Origin of the sequence: Stenotrophomonas sp. YIM B06876, assembly GCF_030711595.1 — a bacterium.
GTDB lineage: Bacteria > Pseudomonadota > Gammaproteobacteria > Xanthomonadales > Xanthomonadaceae > Stenotrophomonas.
This window is the reverse complement of sequence record NZ_JAUJUJ010000662.1, coordinates 1-323: the sequence shown is the minus strand read 5'-3', so window position 1 is coordinate 323 and position 323 is coordinate 1. Positions and strand designations below refer to the sequence as shown.

Genomic DNA, 323 nt, shown 5'->3' with positions numbered 1-323 from the left:
GCCGGGTTCTGTCTTGAACAGTCATTCGTCTACGATGGCCATCACTGGACACCTTTAGCAACCTACCCGGTCCCAGCGCGGGCCACGCCTTGGGACCCTATTTGGTCTTGCTCCAAGTGGGGTTTACCTAGCCACGAACTGTTGCCAGACGTGCGGTGCGCTCTTACCGCACCTTTTCACCCTTACCGGCGCCGAAGCGCTTAGGCGGTTATTTTCTGTGGCACTTTCCGTAGGCTCACGCCTCCCAGGCATTACCTGGCACTTCGCCCTATGGAGCCCGGACTTTCCTCCCCCCCCTAATTTTCATAGAGGGCAGCGACTGT

Annotated in this window: 1 other RNA gene; it reads right to left on the bottom strand. The window is 58.2% G+C overall.

Going from position 1 to position 323, the window contains the following annotated elements:
* An RNA gene (gene rnpB, locus QZH66_RS18925) (RNase P RNA component class A) lies at positions 1-323 on the bottom strand; the annotation flags it as partial.